16 protein-coding genes are annotated in these 16,830 nt (G+C 69.5%); 13 read left to right on the top strand and 3 right to left on the bottom strand.

Annotation, left to right across the window (positions count from 1 at the left end; translation table 11 throughout):
- Positions 1 to 47: 47 nt before the first annotated feature.
- Positions 48 to 713: a TetR/AcrR family transcriptional regulator gene (locus tag BLW44_RS16380; RefSeq protein ID WP_060927605.1), complete on the top strand. Its 666-nt coding sequence runs from the start codon at positions 48 to 50 to the stop codon at positions 711 to 713.
- A 34-nt stretch (positions 714 to 747) separates the two neighbouring features.
- Here BLW44_RS16380 and BLW44_RS16375 read toward each other — a convergent pair whose 3' ends face one another.
- On the bottom strand, positions 748 to 1,404 hold the full coding sequence (locus BLW44_RS16375) for a GntR family transcriptional regulator (RefSeq protein WP_060927642.1): 657 nt from the start codon (positions 1,402 to 1,404) through the stop codon (positions 748 to 750).
- Positions 1,405 to 1,577: 173 nt separating this feature from the next.
- On the opposite strand from BLW44_RS16375, the gene BLW44_RS16370 reads away from it, so the two are divergent.
- From BLW44_RS16370 to BLW44_RS16350, 5 genes are read left to right on the top strand one after another with little or no spacing between them, the layout of a single operon-like run.
- Positions 1,578 to 2,855: an NRAMP family divalent metal transporter gene (locus BLW44_RS16370; protein ID WP_060927604.1), complete on the top strand. Its 1,278-nt coding sequence runs from the start codon at positions 1,578 to 1,580 to the stop codon at positions 2,853 to 2,855.
- A gap of 4 nt (positions 2,856 to 2,859) precedes the next feature.
- Complete coding sequence (locus BLW44_RS16365) at positions 2,860 to 3,624, top strand: LamB/YcsF family protein (RefSeq protein ID WP_060927603.1); 765 nt, start codon at positions 2,860 to 2,862, stop codon at positions 3,622 to 3,624.
- Position 3,625: 1 nt separating this feature from the next.
- Positions 3,626 to 4,426, top strand: a complete 801-nt coding sequence (locus BLW44_RS16360) for a putative hydro-lyase (protein WP_060927602.1) — start codon at positions 3,626 to 3,628, stop codon at positions 4,424 to 4,426.
- Positions 4,426 to 6,021, top strand: a complete 1,596-nt coding sequence (locus BLW44_RS16355) for a 5-oxoprolinase subunit B/C family protein (RefSeq protein ID WP_074731927.1) — start codon at positions 4,426 to 4,428, stop codon at positions 6,019 to 6,021. Before BLW44_RS16360 ends, BLW44_RS16355 begins: the two co-directional genes overlap by 1 nt.
- On the top strand, positions 6,018 to 7,730 hold the full coding sequence (locus tag BLW44_RS16350) for an acetyl/propionyl/methylcrotonyl-CoA carboxylase subunit alpha (protein WP_060927060.1): 1,713 nt from the start codon (positions 6,018 to 6,020) through the stop codon (positions 7,728 to 7,730). The genes BLW44_RS16355 and BLW44_RS16350 overlap by 4 nt, the downstream gene beginning before the upstream one ends.
- 157 nt (positions 7,731 to 7,887) lie before the next feature.
- Here BLW44_RS16350 and BLW44_RS16345 read toward each other — a convergent pair whose 3' ends face one another.
- Positions 7,888 to 9,243, bottom strand: coding sequence for a uracil-xanthine permease family protein (locus BLW44_RS16345; protein WP_060927061.1), 1,356 nt, complete (start codon positions 9,241 to 9,243; stop codon positions 7,888 to 7,890).
- Positions 9,244 to 9,426: 183 nt separating this feature from the next.
- A complete protein-coding gene (locus tag BLW44_RS16340; protein ID WP_060927062.1) occupies positions 9,427 to 10,305 on the bottom strand; it encodes a phosphoribosylaminoimidazolesuccinocarboxamide synthase in 879 nt (292 codons plus the stop codon).
- Positions 10,306 to 10,442: 137 nt separating this feature from the next.
- On the opposite strand from BLW44_RS16340, the gene BLW44_RS16335 reads away from it, so the two are divergent.
- The 7 genes from BLW44_RS16335 (at position 10,443) to BLW44_RS16305 (ending at position 16,550) form a co-directional block, all read left to right on the top strand.
- A complete protein-coding gene (locus BLW44_RS16335; RefSeq protein ID WP_060927063.1) occupies positions 10,443 to 10,658 on the top strand; it encodes a hypervirulence associated TUDOR domain-containing protein in 216 nt (71 codons plus the stop codon).
- A 95-nt stretch (positions 10,659 to 10,753) separates the two neighbouring features.
- Positions 10,754 to 11,257: a GNAT family N-acetyltransferase gene (locus tag BLW44_RS16330; protein WP_139305301.1), complete on the top strand. Its 504-nt coding sequence runs from the start codon at positions 10,754 to 10,756 to the stop codon at positions 11,255 to 11,257.
- Between the two features lie 81 nt (positions 11,258 to 11,338).
- Entirely contained in the window at positions 11,339 to 11,965 is a 627-nt protein-coding gene (locus tag BLW44_RS16325) for a PadR family transcriptional regulator (protein ID WP_245647408.1), read from the top strand.
- A complete protein-coding gene (locus BLW44_RS16320) occupies positions 11,962 to 13,536 on the top strand; it encodes a DHA2 family efflux MFS transporter permease subunit (protein WP_060927066.1) in 1,575 nt (524 codons plus the stop codon). Before BLW44_RS16325 ends, BLW44_RS16320 begins: the two co-directional genes overlap by 4 nt.
- Before the next feature lie 110 nt (positions 13,537 to 13,646).
- Positions 13,647 to 14,177 (top strand): GNAT family N-acetyltransferase, encoded by a 531-nt coding sequence (locus tag BLW44_RS16315; protein WP_060927067.1) that lies wholly within the window; start codon positions 13,647 to 13,649, stop codon positions 14,175 to 14,177.
- 232 nt (positions 14,178 to 14,409) lie between these two features.
- The gene (locus BLW44_RS16310; protein ID WP_420811383.1) at positions 14,410 to 15,825 is read left to right on the top strand and encodes an amino acid ABC transporter substrate-binding protein/permease; all 1,416 of its coding nucleotides are present in this window, start codon (positions 14,410 to 14,412) and stop codon (positions 15,823 to 15,825) included.
- The gene (locus tag BLW44_RS16305) at positions 15,822 to 16,550 is read left to right on the top strand and encodes an amino acid ABC transporter ATP-binding protein (RefSeq protein WP_060927069.1); all 729 of its coding nucleotides are present in this window, start codon (positions 15,822 to 15,824) and stop codon (positions 16,548 to 16,550) included. The genes BLW44_RS16310 and BLW44_RS16305 overlap by 4 nt, the downstream gene beginning before the upstream one ends.
- The last annotated feature ends 280 nt before the right edge of the window (positions 16,551 to 16,830 follow it).

Below are 16,830 nucleotides of genomic sequence, written 5' to 3'. Positions count from 1 at the left end.
TCCCGGGCGGAAACCGAAGTCGTCCAATGCTGGGGAGCGGACACACCATGGCACGTTCAGACGATCAGAACCGGACCGCCCGCGAGCGATCGAGGGAGGCCATCCTCGACGCTGCCACCGCGCTGTTCGCGGAGCACGGCGTCTCCGGGGCGAGCATCGCGGCGATCACGCAGCGTGCAGGCGTCGCCCAGGGCCTGGTCAGCTACCACTTCGGGGGCAAGGATCACCTCGTCTCGGCCGTCGTCGATCGGTGGTTCGAGACGCTGTTCGGCATCCCCGAGGCCGAGGGTTCGGCCGATGAGCGCCTCGCCGGCATCATCGACGGAGCGCTGCTCGCGACCGGGTACGCCCTGCCCGTGCAGCGCGCGGTCTTCTCACTGCAGCAGCAGCCGAAGACGCACCGGCTGTTCGCGGAGTCCGAGGAGCGCCACGGCGAGCAGGCGAGGATCGCGGAGGACCGGGTGCGTGCCGTGTTCGCAGCGCGAGGCGCCGCCGACCCGGCGCTCGAGGAGATCATGCTGCGCAGCACCCTGGAGGGGATCTTCATGAAGTTCGCCGTCTACGGCGGCACCTTCCCCCTCGAGGACGCTCGCCGCTGGATGCATCGGCTCTACGGGCTGCCGGAGCCCGAGAACGATCTGCCGCTGCCCCTGGCGCCTCGCGCCGCGGACGTCCGCCTCCGTGCGATGGGGGCGCTGCGCCCCGAGGAGTGAGGATGCCTCCCGCGCCTGCGGTCGGTCGGCGGGCTCAGCCCAGCTGCATCCGGGCGAAAGCCCCGAGCACGACGCGCTCCGACTGCACGAGGTAGCGCTCGAGCTCTGCGGCACCCGCCTGTGCACCGCGGGCGAGGAAGGTGTCGAGCACGGCGCGGTTCTTGCGGACGAACGGCTCGTGCAGCGATCGAGGGTCGTCGATCTTCAGGAAGGCGAGTCTCAGCTCCGCCGCCAGGTCGCGATACGTGCGCGCGAGCCGAGGACTATCGGCGAGGTCGACCAGGGCGACGTGGAACGCCATGTTGGCGCTGCCGACCGCGCGCCACGTCTCGGTGTCGTCGAGGAGTGCATCCCGAGCGGCGGCCTCTGCGGCGAGGACCGCCTCCTGCATGCGCTGGACGGCAGGGTGCTCCGGCTCCGACTGCAGGAGCGCGGTGCATTCGATGATCCGCCTCGCGCGGTAGATGTCGATGACGTCGGCGATCGACGGGGAGGCGACCGAGACGCCGCGGTGCGGGATGTGCTCGAGAAGCCCCTGCTCGGAGAGGGCCCGGAACGCCTCGCGCAGCGTGTTCCTGGCGACGCCGAAGTGCTCGGCGATCGCGGATTCCGACAGTCGCGAACCGGGGGCGAAGGCGCCGTCGATGATCTGCTGACGGAGCGCGTCGGCGAGCATGCCCTGCTGGTTCATGCCTTCATCGTAGGTCGCGGAGCGGCGGATCGTTCGAGGATCGGGCGTTCCGAACATGTGAAAGCAACGTCTCCGTAGCACAGCGGAAACAAAGTTGTTGAACAATGTTGCTCATTCCGTTCTACACTGGGGGTCACTCGACACCCACCAACGACGATGGGAAATCCCCCGCAATGTCAGAGAACACCGCAGCCCCGCTGTCCGCCGAAGACGAAGTCCGGCTCTCCGCCGCGAAGAGACGCGCCGGCCGCAGCGCCGTGATCGGCGCCATCTTCCTGATGGCTACCAGCGCCATCGGCCCCGGATTCATCACCCAGACCGCCACCTTCACCGCGACGATGGGGGCGGCGTTCGCCTTCGCGATCCTCGTCTCGATCCTCGTCGACATCGCCGTGCAGCTGAACGTGTGGCGGATGATCACCTCCTCCGGCATGCGCGCCGGGGAACTCGCGAACAGGGCCATCCCGTTCTCCGGCCACGTCATCGCCGTGCTCGTCGTCATCGGCGGTCTGGCCTTCAATATCGGCAACATCGCCGGTGGCGGACTGGGGATGAACGCGCTGCTCGGCATCGACCCCAAGCTCGGCGGTGCGCTCACCGCGGGCCTCGCGATCATCATCTTCCTCATCAAGAAGGCCGGGCCGGTCATGGACATCGTGCTCGTCGTGCTCGGTGTCGGCATGATCGTGATGACCGTGGTCGTCGCGGTGATCGCGCAGCCGCCGATCGGCGAAGCGCTGCGACAGACCTTCGTGCCCGACGAGCTCAACTTCGCCACCATCACCACGATCGTCGGCGGAACGGTCGGCGGATACATCACCTACTCCGGCGCCCACCGGTACCTCGACTCCGGTCACACCGGTCCCGAGCAGGCCGGTCCCGTGATGCGCGCCGCGGCGAACGGCATCCTCGTCACGGGTGTGATGCGGTACGTGCTGTTCCTGGCGATCCTCGGCGTGGTCGCCTCCGGAGTCTCGCTCGACCTGTCGAGCCAGGCAGCGAACCCCGCAGGGCAGGCCTTCGGCGCCGTCCTCGGCGACGCGGGGCTGCGCATCTTCGGCGCGATCTTCTGGGCCGCGGCGATCAGCTCCGTCATCGGTGCCGCCTACACCTCGGCGACCTTCCTCTCGACCTTCACGAAGAAGCTCCGGGGCGGATGGCCTCTGCAGCTCGCCACCGTCGCCTTCATCGTCGTGTCGCTGATCGTCTACCTGTCGATCGGCACCGCACCGGCCGCCATCCTCGTCTTCGTCGGCGGATTCAACGGACTCATCCTTCCGATCGGCCTCACGGTCTTCATGTACATCGGCTGGTTCCGTCGCGACCTGCTCGGCACGAAGAAGTACCCGCTGGTGCTGCTCATCGCCGGTACGCTCGTGACGCTGCTGACCTGGTACATGGGGATCGTCTCGGTCGGCCCCATCTTCGCCTTCCTCGGAATCGGAGCGTGACCCCATGACATCGATCGATCTGAACTCCGATCTCGGCGAGAACGTCCCCGACCGCATCGTCAGCGACGACGAGAGCATGCTCCGTCTCGTGACGAGCGCGAATGTGGCATGCGGGTTCCACGCGGGGAGTCCGGAGGGCATCCGCTCGACGCTCGCCAGCGCCGTGGCCGGAGGCGTCGTGATCGGCGCGCACCCCGGCTACCGCGACTACGAGAACTTCGGTCGTACGAAGGTCGACATCGACTCGGCCACTCTGCAGGCGCACGTCGAGTACCAGCTCGGAGCGCTGATGGGTCTCGCCGCGGCCGTCGGGGGCACGGTCTCGTACGTCAAGCCGCATGGGGCGCTCTACAACACCATCGCGCGCGACGAGCGGCAGTCGAAGGATGTCGTGGCGGCGATCCGCGCGATCGATCCGAACCTGGTGCTCCTGGGCCTGGCCGGAGGCGTCGTGCTCGCCGTCGCCGAGCGCGCCGGGCTCCAGACCGCGGCGGAGGCCTTCGCCGATCGCGCGTATCAGCCCGACGGCCAGCTCGTCTCGCGCACCGAGCCGGGGTCGGTGCTGCACGACCCGACCGCCGTCGCCGAGCGCATGGTGCGCCTCGCCGCAGACGGCGTGATCCAGGCGATCGACGGCACCGACGTGCCCGTCAGCGCGCAGTCGATCTGCGTGCACGGAGACAGCCCCGGATCCGTCGCGATGGCGGCGGAGACGAAGCGGCTGCTGCAGGAAGCCGGCATCACGATCGCGCCGTTCGCGGGAGTCTGACATGACCGTGCTCGCCACCCCCGACCAGCTGGCCGCCTCGCGTGCGGCCCGTGCCGCCATCCGGGCGGGGCACGCCGAGCCGACCAGCGGTGTCGCCGCCGGGCTGACGCAGGCGAACCTCATCTCGGTGCCGGCGGACTGGGCCTTCGAGACCCTGCTCTTCGCGCAGCGCAACCCGAAGCCGTGCCCCGTGCTCGAGGTCATCGAGCAGGGTCAGGTGGAGTCGGCGCTCGCGCCGGGCAGCGATATCCGCACCGACATCGGCCGGTACCGCATCTGGCGCGACGGCGAACTGGTCGAGGAGGTCTCCGACGCGACGGCGGCATGGGCGGTGCATCCGGACCTCGTCTCCTTCCTCATCGGATGCAGCTTCACCTTCGAATCCGGACTCGTGCAGGCCGGCATCCCGATCCGCCACCAGGAGCTCGGTCGCAATGTGCCGATGTACCGCACCGCCGTGGCCTGCACTCCGGCCGGCCGCCTGAGCGGCGAGATGGTCGTGTCCATGCGGCCGATCCCGGCGGACCGGGTGGCGGATGCCGTGCAGATCTCGGGGCGCACCCCCGCCGTGCACGGCGCCCCGGTGCACATCGGCGATCCTGCCTCCCTCGGTATCGCCGACCTGGCTCGTCCCGATTTCGGCGATGCTCCAGAGGTGCGCGAGGGTGAGGTGCCGGTGTTCTGGGCGTGCGGCGTCACCCCGCAGGCCGCGATCATGGCGTCGAGGCCGCCGTTCGCCATCACGCACGCTCCCGGGTACATGTTCATCACCGATGTGCCGGATGCGGAGTACCTCGTCTGATGCGCATCCTCACGGCATCCGACCGCGCACTTCTCGTCGAGGCGGCCGACCTCGACGAGGCGATGCGTCTGAACCTCGCCTGGGACGGCGTGCGCGGCGTGGTCGAGCGGATTCCCGGCGCCCGCACCGTGCTCGTGCGCTTCGATCCCCTGGTGGTGTCGGCGGCCGAGCTGGCCCACGCGCTCGCCGCGACCGAGATCGACGCCGCGCAGCTGCCGGCCACCGGCGAGGTCACCGTGCCGGTGCGGTACGACGGCGAGGACCTCGACGAGGCGGCATCCTTGCTCGGGGTTTCTGCGGACGAGCTCGTCAGCCGCCACCTCGCGGCGGACTGGAAGGTCGCCTTCTCGGGCTTCGCCCCGGGATTCGGCTATGTGGTGAGCAGCGATCCGCTGTTCGACGTGCCCCGCCGCTCGTCGCCCCGCACGCGCGTGCCGGCCGGATCCGTCGCGCTCGCCGGTCCTTTCACCGGCGTGTATCCGCGCGAGAGCCCGGGTGGATGGCAGCTCATCGGACGCACGGATGCTCTGATGTGGGACATCGACCGTGACCCGCCGGCGCTGCTGTCGCCCGGCACGACGGTCCGGTTCGAGCAGGTGCGGGCGCAGGCCGTGATGGCGGAGAGCGCAGATGACCGCGCCGACGCACGGCGCGTCACCGAGCGGCACGCCGGCGCGAGCGCGACGGACCCGGGTTCTTCGACTGCCGCTGAGGCTGCGATCGAGGTCGTGCGTCCGTCGATGCAGTTGCTGGTGCAGGATGCCGGTCGGCCGGGCTTCGCGGCGCTCGGCGTCTCGGCGTCCGGGGCGGCCGATCGACGGGCCATGCGCGACGCGAACCGCGCCGTGGGCAACGCGACGGGCGCGGCCGTGCTCGAGAGCGTCGGCGGTGCGGTGCTGCGCTTCCGCGGAGCCGGGGTCGCCGCCGTCACGGGCGCTGTCGGCTCTCTCGACCTGGTCGACGCCGACGGCGTCAGTCGGCGCATCGCGCACGGCGCGCCCTTCGCGACGGTGGACGGCGACGAACTCACTCTCGCGCATCCGGTCAGCGGGCTGCGCTACGTCATCGCCGTCCGAGGCGGCGTGGCGACGGAATCGGCGCTCGACAGCCGTGCGAGCGACACCCTCGCCGGGCTGGGACCTGCGCCGCTGGCGACCGGCGACGTGCTCCGAGTGGGGAACGTCGCGCCGCATCCGGTCGAGCCCGAGGTGTCTCCGCGCACCCTCCCGGAGCCCGGCGATCTCGTCGACCTCGAGCTCACGCTCGGCCCCCGTGACGACTGGTTCACGGCGACGGCGCTCGACACCCTCACCTCTCAGGACTGGACGGTGACGCCCCGCTCCGATCGGGTCGGCATCCGACTCGAAGGCGACGTGCCTCTGGAGCGGTCGATCAGCGGAGAACTGCCGAGCGAGGGCGCGGTCACGGGCGCCATCCAGGTGCCTCCGGACGGCCAGCCCGTGCTGTTTCTCCCCGACCACCCCCTCACCGGCGGATACCCGATCATCGGCGCCCTCACGGATCGCAGTCTCGACCTCGCGGGCCAGCTGCCGCCGGGCGCGCGCATCCGCTTCACCATCAAGGAGACCTCATGACCACGGTGCTGATCGCCAATCGCGGGGAGATCGCCGTGCGCGTCATCCGCGCCTGCGCGGAAGCCGGGTACACCTCGGTCGCGGTCTACGCCGACCAGGATGCCGATGCATTGCATGTAAGGCTCGCGGATCAGGCCGTGGGGCTCGGCGGCGACACGGCTGCGACGACATACCTCTCGATCGACGCGCTACTCGAAGCGGCTCGGACGAGCGGAGCGGATGCCGTGCACCCCGGCTACGGATTCCTCTCGGAGAGCGCCGAGTTCGCGCGTGCCGTCGAGGCCGCCGGTCTCATCTGGATCGGCCCGTCGCCCGACAGCATCGACGCGCTGGGCGACAAGATGACCGCCCGCCGCATCGCGCAGCGCGTGGGAGCGCCCTTGGCCGCCGGTACGGACGAGCCGCTGAGCGGCCCCGAGGAGGCCGTCGCGTTCGCGGAGGAGCACGGGCTCCCGATCGCCATCAAGGCCGCGTTCGGCGGAGGCGGTCGAGGCCTGAAGGTCGTGCGAGCGCTCTCCGAGGTCGCGGATGCGTTCGACGCCGCGACCCGCGAGGCCATCGCCGCCTTCGGCCGGGGCGAGTGCTTCGTCGAGCGGTTCCTCGAGAGCCCGCGCCACATCGAGGTGCAGGTGCTGGGCGACGGTCAGGGCGGCATCGTGGTCGTCGGAGACCGCGACTGCTCGATGCAGCGACGCAACCAGAAGCTCATCGAGGAGGCGCCGGCGCCGGGACTCACAGGCGATCAGCGCACGCGCTTCCATGATGCGGCCAGGGCGATCTGCGCCGAGGTGCAGTATCGCGGGGCGGGCACGGTGGAGTTCCTCCTCGCGGCCGACGGGACGATCTCCTTCCTCGAGGTGAACACCCGGCTGCAGGTGGAGCATCCCGTGACGGAGGAGGTCACCGGCATCGATCTCGTGCGCGAGCAGTTCCGCATCGCGTTCGGGGAGGGGATCTCGTTCTCGGCGACTCCGGCCCCGAAGGGGCACGCGTTCGAGTTCCGTCTCAACGCGGAGGATCCGGGCCGCGGCTTCCTGCCGAGTCCGGGCCGCGTCGACGCGCTGCGGATCCCCGGCGGACCAGGCGTGCGCTGGGACAGCGGCATCGAGGCTGGCGACGTCGTGCAGCCGGCCTTCGACTCGATGATCGCGAAGCTCATCGTGCGCGCGGACGATCGTGACGCGGCGCTCGTGCGGGCGCGGCGAGCGCTGCGCGAGCTCTCCGTCGGGGGCCCGGCCACCGTCATCCCGTTCGACCTGCTCGCACTCGACGACGAGGCGTTCGCCACCGAGACCTTCGCGGTGCACACGCAGTGGATCGAGAGCACCCTGCTGCCTCGGCTGGAACCGCAGCTGCGGCCCGCCCCCGCACCGGATGCGGCGCTGCAGCGCTTCCCGGTCGAGATCGACGGGCGTCGGGTCGTGCTCGGACTGCCGATGGCCCTGCTCGCGGGACTCGGCGGGCTGGCGGAGGGCGGTGCCGCGGCATCCGTGTCCGACCCGACCGAGCTGCGCTCTCCGACCCCGGGGACGATCGTGCGGTGGCTGGTCGACGACGGGGCGAGCGTGGCGGAGGGCGATCCGGTCGCCGCGCTCGACGCGATGAAGATGGAGACGACGGTCACAGCTCACCGCGCCGGCATCCTGTCACACCGGGCCGAGCTCTCGGCCACGATCGCGGCCGACGGGGTGCTCGCCGTCATCGTCTGAAGGCCGTCACCGTCGCGGCGCGAGGCGGTCAGCGCCGCGCGGTCAGCCCGCGGCGCGGTGCACAACTCAGCACGAACCGGACAGATCAGGCGCAGGCTGCCCCTGCGGCCGAGATCGGGTGAGTCCATGCTGAGTTGTGCACGGCTGGCGTCGGTCTCTACGCCGGGTCGCCGCCCAGCGGTCCCACGGGCTCGAGCGGGCGAGGGTCGTCGGCGCCGGTCTTGCGCGCCCGGGCGATGAGGTTGCCCAGGTGGTAGATCAGGAGAGCTGCGACCGTGCCGAGCACGATGCCGCCGAACGAGAAGTCGCCGAGCTGCATCGAGAAGCCGGCGATGCCGATCACGAGTGAGACGGCTGCGGTGTACTGGTTCACCGGACGGGAGAAGTCGACCTTGCTGTCGACCCAGATCTTGATGCCGATGATGCCGATCAGGCCGTAGAGCGCGGTGGTCGCGCCGCCCAGCACGCCGGCGGGGATCGAGTTGAAGACCTCGCCGACCTTGGGCGAGAAGGCCAGCAGGATCGCGAAGAGTCCGGCCACCCAGTAGACCGCGGTCGAGTAGACGCGGGTGGCGGCCATGACGCCGATGTTCTCGCCGTAGGTCGTCGTGCCCGAGCCGCCGAAGCCACCCGCGATCGTCGTGGCGACACCGTCCGCGATGAGCGCGCGCCCGGTGTGCTTGTTGATGGCCGGGTCCTCGGTCATCGTCGCGACGCCGCGCACGTGGCCGACGTTCTCGGCGACGAGCACCAGCACGACCGGCAGGAACATCGCGATGGTCGACCAGGTGCCGGGGGCGATGAAGTCGGGAAGCTGGAACGTCGGCAGTCCGACCCAGGGGGCGTCGGCGATGAGCTCAGCGGGAGTCTTGCCTCCGCGCAGGGCGTTGGGCACGTCGAACGAGCCGGTGAACGCGGCGTAGATGAAGCCCACCGCGACGCCGAGGAAGATCGAGATGCGTCCGAGGAATCCGCGGAACAGGACCGCGAACAGGATGATCGCGACGAGCGTGATGGTCGCCGTCACCGGGTCGATCTTGAAGTTGTTCCAGGCGGTGGGGGCCAGGTTGAAGCCGATCAGCGCGACGATCGCGCCCGCGACCACCGGGGGCATCAGCGCGTCGACCCAGCGGAGGCCGGCGAACTGCACGACCAGGCCGACGACGGTGAGCAGGAGGCCCACCGCGACGACTCCGGCCAGGGCCGAACCGGTGCCGCCCGCCGCGACGGCGGCGGTGATGGGAGCGATGAACGCGAACGACGACCCGAGGTAGCTGGGCAGCTGGTTCTTCGTGATCAGCAGGAAGATCAGCGTGCCGAGGCCGCTGAACAGCAGCGTGGTCGAGACCGGGAAGCCGGTCAGCGTCGGCACCAGGAACGTGGCTCCGAACATCGCGACGACGTGCTGCGCGCCGATCGCGATCGTGGCCGGCCAGTTCAGGCGCTCGTCGGGCGCGACGACGGCGCCGGGTGCGACGGTCCGACCGTCGCCGTGGGTCTTCCACAGGGGCATGCGGGCTCCTCAGGATCGGGGGAGTGGGAGTGCTGGAGCAACACTACCGATTCCTGAGTGTTGCCTGGGTGCTCCGGGGCGTCGCCCTCCGGGGCGGACTTCGCCGCTTTGGGCGGACGAAACCCGAGGTTCACTCCGCCCGACAGGGAGTTCTCCTCCAGTCAGGGTGACGAATCGCGCTGGTCAGGCCCCGAGGCGCTCGATCAGCTCGCGGTACCGGGCAGCGGTCCGCTCGACGACATCCTCGGGCAATGCGGGCGGCTCGCCCTGCTTGTCCCAGTTCGCGGCCAGCCAGTCGCGGACGATCTGCTTGTCGAAGCTCGCCATGCGCTCGCTCGGCGTCGAACCGGTACGCCAGTCCTCGGCATCCCAGTACCGCGAGGAGTCGCTGGTGAGCACCTCGTCGGCCAGGTGCAGGATGCCGTCGGCATCCGTCCCGAACTCGAACTTCGTGTCGGCGAGGATCAGGCCCTTCTCCTCGGCGATCGCGGCGGCGCGTGTGTAGAGCGAGAGGGAGGCGTCGCGGAGCTCGGCCGCGCGCTCGGCGCCGACGAGCTCGACGGTCTGTTCGAAGGTGATGTTCTCGTCGTGCTCGCCCATCGGCGCCTTGTAGGCCGGGGTGAACAGCGGTTCGGGCAGGCGGTCGCCGTTCTGCAATCCGGCAGGCAGCGGGATGCCGCAGACGGTGCCGCTCTCGGTGTACTCCGCCCATCCGGATCCGGTGATGTAGCCGCGCACGACGCATTCGATCGGCAGCATGTCGAGCGACTGCGCGAGCATCGCGCGGTCGGCGACGCTCACCGGCAGCTCTCCGTCAGCGAGGTGGTTGGGGACATCGCCGAGTTGGCTGAACCACCAGCGGCTGAGGCGGGTGAGCAGCGCACCCTTGTCGGGGATGCCGGGGGAGAGCACGAAATCGAACGCGCTCACGCGGTCGGAGGCGACCACGAGGATGCGGGTGTCGTCGGCGTCATCCGAGGCGTAGAGGTCGCGGACCTTGCCCGAGTAGATGTGGCGCCAGCCGGGGATGGTCTGCGCGTTGTTTTCGGAAGGTGTGCTCACCCGCCCATTATCGCGGGTCCTCGTGAGCGTCCGTGTCGATCGCCGGGAGCATCCCCCACACCCCCATCCGCCCGTGTCAAGGCCCGCCACCTTTCACCCGTCATCGACGACGCTGGACCCGATCGAGTGGAGGAGACATGGCGACGGAGCTGTCAGAAGGCGACCGTGTGAGCTGGAACACCCCGCAGGGGCGGACCAGGGGCACGGTGCAGGAGAAGCGCACGAAGGACTTCCGGTTCGCCGGGCAGAGCTTCACTGCATCCGAGGATGAGCCCGCGTACATCGTGAAGTCCGAGAAGAGTGGCGACGAGGCCGCGCACAAGGGGTCAGCCCTCCGGAAGTTGCGCCGCTGACTCGACCGTGCCGAGACGCGCAGTGTCGGCGACCCTCCCTACCCTTGACGCGTGACCGACGACACCTTCACCGACCGCCTGCGACGGCACGACCGGTGCCGACCGACCTCGACGAGGTCTTCGCGATCCAGCGCGATCCGCGGGTCTGGACGCACTATCCGAGCCTCCGCCACACGACCCGCGACGAGACGGTGCGAATGATGGAGCGCTGGGAGCGCAGCTGGAGCACCGCTGGACTCGGGTCGCGGGTCGCTCGGCTGCGGGACACCGGGGAGGTGATCGGCAACGGCGGATGCACGCTGCTCGGCGGAGAGGTCTGGAACGTGGGCTACCGGATCGCCGCCGACCACCACGGAAGCGGTTTCGCGACCGAGCTCGCCCGCGCCGGTGTCGCGCGGGCGCGCGAGATCGACCCCGACCGGCCGGTGATCGCGTACCTGGTCGAACACAACACCGGGTCGGCGCGCGTGGCCGAGAAGCTCGGACTCGAGCTCGTGCATCGGGCGCCGGACGTCGGCAATCCCGACCCGGCTGCGATGCGGCTGGTGTACGCAGACCGGCCACTCTCACCGGCGCAGCTCCAGGCCACCCTGCAGTAGCCGAATGGACACCTCGGCGGTGTTGTCGGAGCGCTCATCGCGGGCGTATAGTCCACATGGACTATTTGAGAGAGGATGCGCGTGCCGAACGACACCACCGACCGCCTGACCCCGATGGGGGTCATGGTGCTCGCGCTGCTGAGCGAGGGCGACATGCATCCCTATGAGATGGTGCGGCTGATGCGCGCCCGCCGCGACGAGCGCCTGCTCTCGATCACCAACGGCACGCTCTATCACACGGTCGGACGCCTCCAGCGGTCGGGTCTCCTCGAAGAGGTCGGCACCGATCGCGAGGGCAACCGCCCCGAGCGCACCACCTACACGCTGACGGATGCCGGCAAGGATGCGCTGCTCCGCTGGCTACGCCGCGAGCTGTCGAGCATCGATCGGCCCACGGAGTTCCGGATCGCGCTCGCCGAGGCCCACAATCTCGAACGCCGCGACGTGATCGAGAATCTGCGGGTGCGTCGCGACGCCCTCGCCGAGGCGCACGTCTCGCACCGCGACGGGCTGACCGGCGCGCGGCACAAGAACGTGCCCGAGCAGGTGCTCGTCGAGTTCGAGCGTCAGGAGGTGCTGCTCGAGGCCGAGCTGCGCTGGCTCGACTCGCTCCTCGACCGCCTCGCATCCGAGTCGTTCCCCTGGGGGCCCGACGCCTTCGAATACTCAGACCGCTACCGCGCACAGCGAAAGGCTGCACAGCAATGACCGATTCCTCTCGGACGGACGGCCGGCCCCCGGCATCCGCCTCCTCAGGTCCATCGACCGGGACCTTCGCCGCAGGGCATCGCCCGGCGAGCCCCTGGCCGGCGCTCTGGGCGCTGGTGATCGGGTTCTTCATGATCCTCGTCGACACGACGATCGTCTCGGTGGCGAACCCGGCGATCAAGGCCGCCCTCGACCCGACCACCAACAACCTCGACAACGTCGTGTGGGTTACCAGCGCGTACCTGCTCGCTTACGCGGTGCCGCTGCTGATCACCGGCCGCCTCGGCGACCGCTTCGGCCCGAAGAACATCTACCTCATCGGACTCGCGATCTTCACGCTCGCCTCCCTCTGGTGCGGTCTGTCGAACTCGCTCGAGATGCTGATCGCGGCCCGCGCCGTGCAGGGCCTCGGCGCCGCGTTCATGACCCCGCAGACGATGGCCGTGATCACCCGCACCTTCCCGCCCGAGCGTCGGGGTGCGGCGATGGGGCTCTGGGGTGCCACCGCGGGTGTCGCGACTCTGGTCGGACCGCTCGTCGGCGGTCTGCTCGTCGACGGGTTCGGCTGGGAGTGGATCTTCTTCGTCAACATCCCCGTCGGGATCGTCGCGTTCGTGCTCGCGTGGCGGCTGGTGCCGAAGCTGCAGACCAGCCCGCACCGCTTCGACATCCTGGGCGTCATCCTCAGTGCCGTCGCCCTGTTCCTGCTGGTCTTCGGACTGCAGGAGGGTGAGAAGTTCGACTGGGGCGTGATCTGGGGGCCGATCTCGGTGTGGGGCCTCATCATCACCGGACTCGTCGTGCTCGCCCTCTTCATCGTCCAGCAGGCGCGCACCCGGAGCGAGGCGCTCGTGCCGCTGGCACTCTTCCGCGACCGCAACTTCTCCGGCGCGAACGTCGCTATCGCGGCCGTCGGCTTCACGGTGACGAGCATGTCGCTGCCGATGATGTTCTTCCTGCAGACCGCGCGAGGCCTCACTCCGACCGAGGCGGCGCTGCTCCTCATCCCGATGGCCGTGCTGTCGGGCGTGCTGGCCCCTTTCGCCGGCAAGCTGCTCGACCGCGTCGACCCGCGCATCATCCTCATCCCCGGCCTCCTGTGCGTCGTCGTGGCCCTCATCTGGTACTCGGCGCTGATCAACATGGACACCCCGATCTGGATGTTCCTGCTCCCCTCGGCCCTCATGGGCATCGGAAACGCGGGGATGTGGGGGCCGCTGGCGACCACCGCCACCCGCAAGCTGCCGCCTCGCCAGGCCGGCGCCGGCGCGGGTATCTACAACACCACTCGCACGATCGGATCGGTCATCGGCTCGGCATCCATCGCGACGTTCATGCAGTCGCGCCTCGAGGCGAACCTGCCAGGGCTGTCCGACGCGCCGTCCGGCATCAGCGGAGGCTCGCTGCCGCCGGAGGTCGCGGAGGGCTTCGCCGCCGGCATGTCGCAGGCGATCCTGCTTCCCGCCTGCGTGATGGTCGTCGCGCTCGTCGCATCGCTCTTCCTCGGTCGGTACGACAAGGCGGATGCCGCGGCATCCGCCCCCGCGGAGGCTCCGGCCCCCGCGGCGTGACCCGCCGCTGACCCGCCGCCGCGTGGACCGCGACGCGAGCCGGGCCTTCCGCACGACCGTGCGGAAGGCCCGGTTTGCGACCGCGACGGTCGGTGTGATCTCATCGGGCGATGACGATCGAGCTCACCAGGCCCACGACCGACCTCTTCGACAGCTGGGCGGAGGCGGTCGCCGAGTTCGGCGAGAGTCACATCGACGGGTCGGGACTGCAGGCGCCGGTCACCCCGGATCGCGCCACACTCGACGCTCTGATCGAGAAGGCGACGCTGCTCGCCGACACGACCGCCGACCTGCCTGACGACGCCGTGCACAACGACCTCTACTGGGTCGTCGACGACGGCGAGGTCGTCGGATTCCTGTCGTTCCGCCACGACCTCAACGAGTGGCTGCGCGAAGCGGGCGGACACATCGGATACTCGGTGCGGGAATCGCGGCGACGTCGGGGGTATGCCTCGGCGGCCCTGCGGCTCGGACTCGAGCGCGCGCGCGAGATCGGACTCGACCGGGTGCTGGTCACCTGCGACGACGACAACGTCGGCTCGTACCGGACCATCGAAGGGGCCGACGGCGTGCTGCAGGATGTCAGCGATCAGTCCGCCAGGGGCCACGCGATGCTGCGCCGGTACTGGATCACCCTCTGACCCTCTGACCCTCTGACCCCTCCGGTCGCCCGGCCTGTCCGCCCGCTCGGGCCGGCCCGACCGGCCCAGCCCGAGCACGGCCGATACGCCGCCGCCGGTTAGGGTGGATGGTCGACGACCGTCCCGGTGGCAGCATCCTGCCGCCCATCCGATCCGAGGAGCATCCGTCGTGATCCCACATCCCACCTCTGCGTCTGCGCGCCTGCGCACGCTCGGACGCACCGTCGGGGCGATGGCGCTCACGGCGCTCGTCGCGGCCGGCAGCCTGCTCGGCGGCGCATCCGCCGCCACCGCGGCCGACGACAGCGAGACCTACGTCATCGGCACCGACACGACGTTCGCGCCGTTCGAGTTCACCGACGCGAACGGCGACCTCGTCGGCATCGACATGGACCTGCTGCGTGCGATCGCGAAGGACCAGGGCTTCGAGGTCGAGATCCGTCAGCTCGGGTTCGACGCCGCCGTGCAGGCGCTGCAGGCCAACCAGGTCGACGCGGTCATGGCGGGCATGTCGATCACCGAGGAGCGCCAGAAGACGTTCGACTTCAGCGACCCGTACTTCACCAGCGGCATCCAGCTCGGCGTGCTCGAGTCCAGCGACATCGAGTCGCTCGACGACCTCGACGGCGAGGCCGTCGCCGTCAAGACCGGCACCCAGGGCCAGACGTTCGCCGAAGAGAACCAGGACGAGTTCGGGTTCCGCATCACCCCGTACCAGGACACCACCGACATGGTGGATGCCGTCAAGGCCGGCCAGGCCGTCGGCTACTTCGAGGACTTCCCGGTGCTCGCCTACGGGATCCAGCAGGGCTCGGGCTTCCGTCTGATCGGCGACCCCGAGCTCGGCGGCGAGTACGGCTTCGCCGTCAACAAGGGGCAGAACCCCGAGCTGGTCGAGATGTTCAACGAGGGCCTCGCGAACCTGCAGGAGTCGGGCGAGTACGACAAGATCGTCGACAGCTATCTGTCCGGCGGCGAGGAGTCGACGCAGGCGACGGACATCTTCTCGGTCGCGGTCAAGTACTGGCCCGCACTGATGGAGGGTCTATGGCTCACCATCCTCGCGACGCTCGTCGCGATCGTCGCGGCGTTCATCCTCGGCCTCATCTTCGGGTTCGGACGCGTCTCGGCCTTCGCGCCGTTCCGCTGGGTCGCCACGGCGTACGTCTACGTCTTCCGCGGCACCCCGATCCTGGTGCAGGCCTTCTTCGTCTTCTTCGCCATCCCGCAGCTGTTCCCCGGTCTGACGTTCAACCCGTTCGTCGCCGGAGCGATCACGCTCTCGCTGAACACCGGCGCCTACATGACCGAGATCATCCGCGGTGGCATCCAGGCCGTCGACCCCGGTCAGGCGGAGGCGTCGCGCTCGCTGGGGCTCGGACACTGGAAGACCATGCGCAAGGTCGTGCTGCCGCAGGCGTTCCGCATCATGATCCCGTCGTTCGTGAACCAGGGCATCATCACCCTCAAGGACACGTCGCTGATCAGCGTCATCGGCCTCGCCGAACTCACGTTCGTGTCGCGTCAGATCATCGCCTCAACGTACCTGTCGGCTCAGGTGCTGACGATCGTCGCCATCATCTACTTCGTCGTGATCACGCTGCTGACGCTGCTCGCGAACCGCCTGGAGAGGAAGTTCAACGCATGAGCAAGATCGAGGTCAGGGACCTGCACAAGTCGTTCGGCGACAACCACGTGCTCAAGGGCATCGATCTCACGGTCGAGGACGGCGAGGTCGTCGCGGTCATCGGCCCGTCGGGTTCCGGCAAGTCGACCCTGCTGCGCTGCCTCAACAAGCTCGAGGAGCCGACGTCCGGCCATGTGATCGTCGACGGCGTCGACCTCACCGACAAGAGCGTGAAGCTCGACGAGGTGCGCCAGCGGATCGGCATGGTGTTCCAGCACTTCAACCTGTTCCCGCACATGACCGTGCTCGAGAACATCACGCTCGCCCCGGTGGAACTCGGCAAGCTGTCGAAGGCTCAGGCGAAGGAGCGCGCGCTGGCGCTGCTCGATCGCGTCGGCCTCGCCGAGAAGGCGGACGCGAAGCCGGCATCCCTCTCCGGTGGTCAGAAGCAGCGCGTCGCGATCGCCCGCGCCCTCGCCATGGATCCCGAGATCATGCTGTTCGACGAGGCCACCAGCGCCCTCGACCCCGAGATGGTGGGCGAGGTGCTGCAGGTCATCCGCGACCTCGCGTCCGGCGGCATGACGATGGTGCTCGTGACGCACGAGATGGGCTTCGCGCGCGAGGTCTCCGGGCGCACGGTGTTCATGGACGGCGGCGTCGTCGTCGAGGAGGCACCGCCCGCCGAGCTGTTCGGCGCCCCCAAGAACGAGCGCCTCAAGGACTTCCTCTCGAAGGTGCTCTGACGGGTTGTGTCGAAGGCCCCCATCCGGTGTCGGGTGGGGGCCTTCGTCGTGCCGGGATGGTGTGTTCGGCGTGGTGTGTCGGGTGTGGTGTGTCGGGTGTGGTGTCTCGGGTCTGGTGTGTCGGGTCTGGGTGTGTCGGGTCTGGGTGTGTCGGGTCTGATGTCCCGTCCGATGTGTGTCGGGTCTGAGTGTGTCGGGTCTGGGTGTGTCGGGTCTGGTGGGACAGCTTCGGAGATGCGGCGCGGCGCGCCGGGTGAGGGGCGGATGATGCGGCGCGGCG

The sequence above is a fragment of the Microbacterium hydrocarbonoxydans genome, from assembly GCF_900105205.1.
Lineage (GTDB): Bacteria > Actinomycetota > Actinomycetes > Actinomycetales > Microbacteriaceae > Microbacterium > Microbacterium hydrocarbonoxydans.
This window is presented reverse-complemented; position numbering and strand designations above follow the sequence as displayed.

Bases quoted from the DNA above. Each gene is read 5' to 3' on its own strand.
- BLW44_RS16380 (WP_060927605.1), top strand. From the start codon at position 48: ATGGCACGTTCAGACGATCAGAACCGGACCGCCCGCGAGCGATCGAGG.
- BLW44_RS16375 (WP_060927642.1), bottom strand. From the start codon at position 1,404: ATGAACCAGCAGGGCATGCTCGCCGACGCGCTCCGTCAGCAGATCATC.
- BLW44_RS16370 (WP_060927604.1), top strand. From the start codon at position 1,578: ATGTCAGAGAACACCGCAGCCCCGCTGTCCGCCGAAGACGAAGTCCGG.
- BLW44_RS16365 (WP_060927603.1), top strand. From the start codon at position 2,860: ATGACATCGATCGATCTGAACTCCGATCTCGGCGAGAACGTCCCCGAC.
- BLW44_RS16360 (WP_060927602.1), top strand. From the start codon at position 3,626: ATGACCGTGCTCGCCACCCCCGACCAGCTGGCCGCCTCGCGTGCGGCC.
- BLW44_RS16355 (WP_074731927.1), top strand. From the start codon at position 4,426: ATGCGCATCCTCACGGCATCCGACCGCGCACTTCTCGTCGAGGCGGCC.
- BLW44_RS16350 (WP_060927060.1), top strand. From the start codon at position 6,018: ATGACCACGGTGCTGATCGCCAATCGCGGGGAGATCGCCGTGCGCGTC.
- BLW44_RS16345 (WP_060927061.1), bottom strand. From the start codon at position 9,243: ATGCCCCTGTGGAAGACCCACGGCGACGGTCGGACCGTCGCACCCGGC.
- BLW44_RS16335 (WP_060927063.1), top strand. From the start codon at position 10,443: ATGGCGACGGAGCTGTCAGAAGGCGACCGTGTGAGCTGGAACACCCCG.
- BLW44_RS16320 (WP_060927066.1), top strand. From the start codon at position 11,962: ATGACCGATTCCTCTCGGACGGACGGCCGGCCCCCGGCATCCGCCTCC.
- BLW44_RS16315 (WP_060927067.1), top strand. From the start codon at position 13,647: ATGACGATCGAGCTCACCAGGCCCACGACCGACCTCTTCGACAGCTGG.
- BLW44_RS16310 (WP_420811383.1), top strand. From the start codon at position 14,410: ATGGCGCTCACGGCGCTCGTCGCGGCCGGCAGCCTGCTCGGCGGCGCA.
- BLW44_RS16305 (WP_060927069.1), top strand. From the start codon at position 15,822: ATGAGCAAGATCGAGGTCAGGGACCTGCACAAGTCGTTCGGCGACAAC.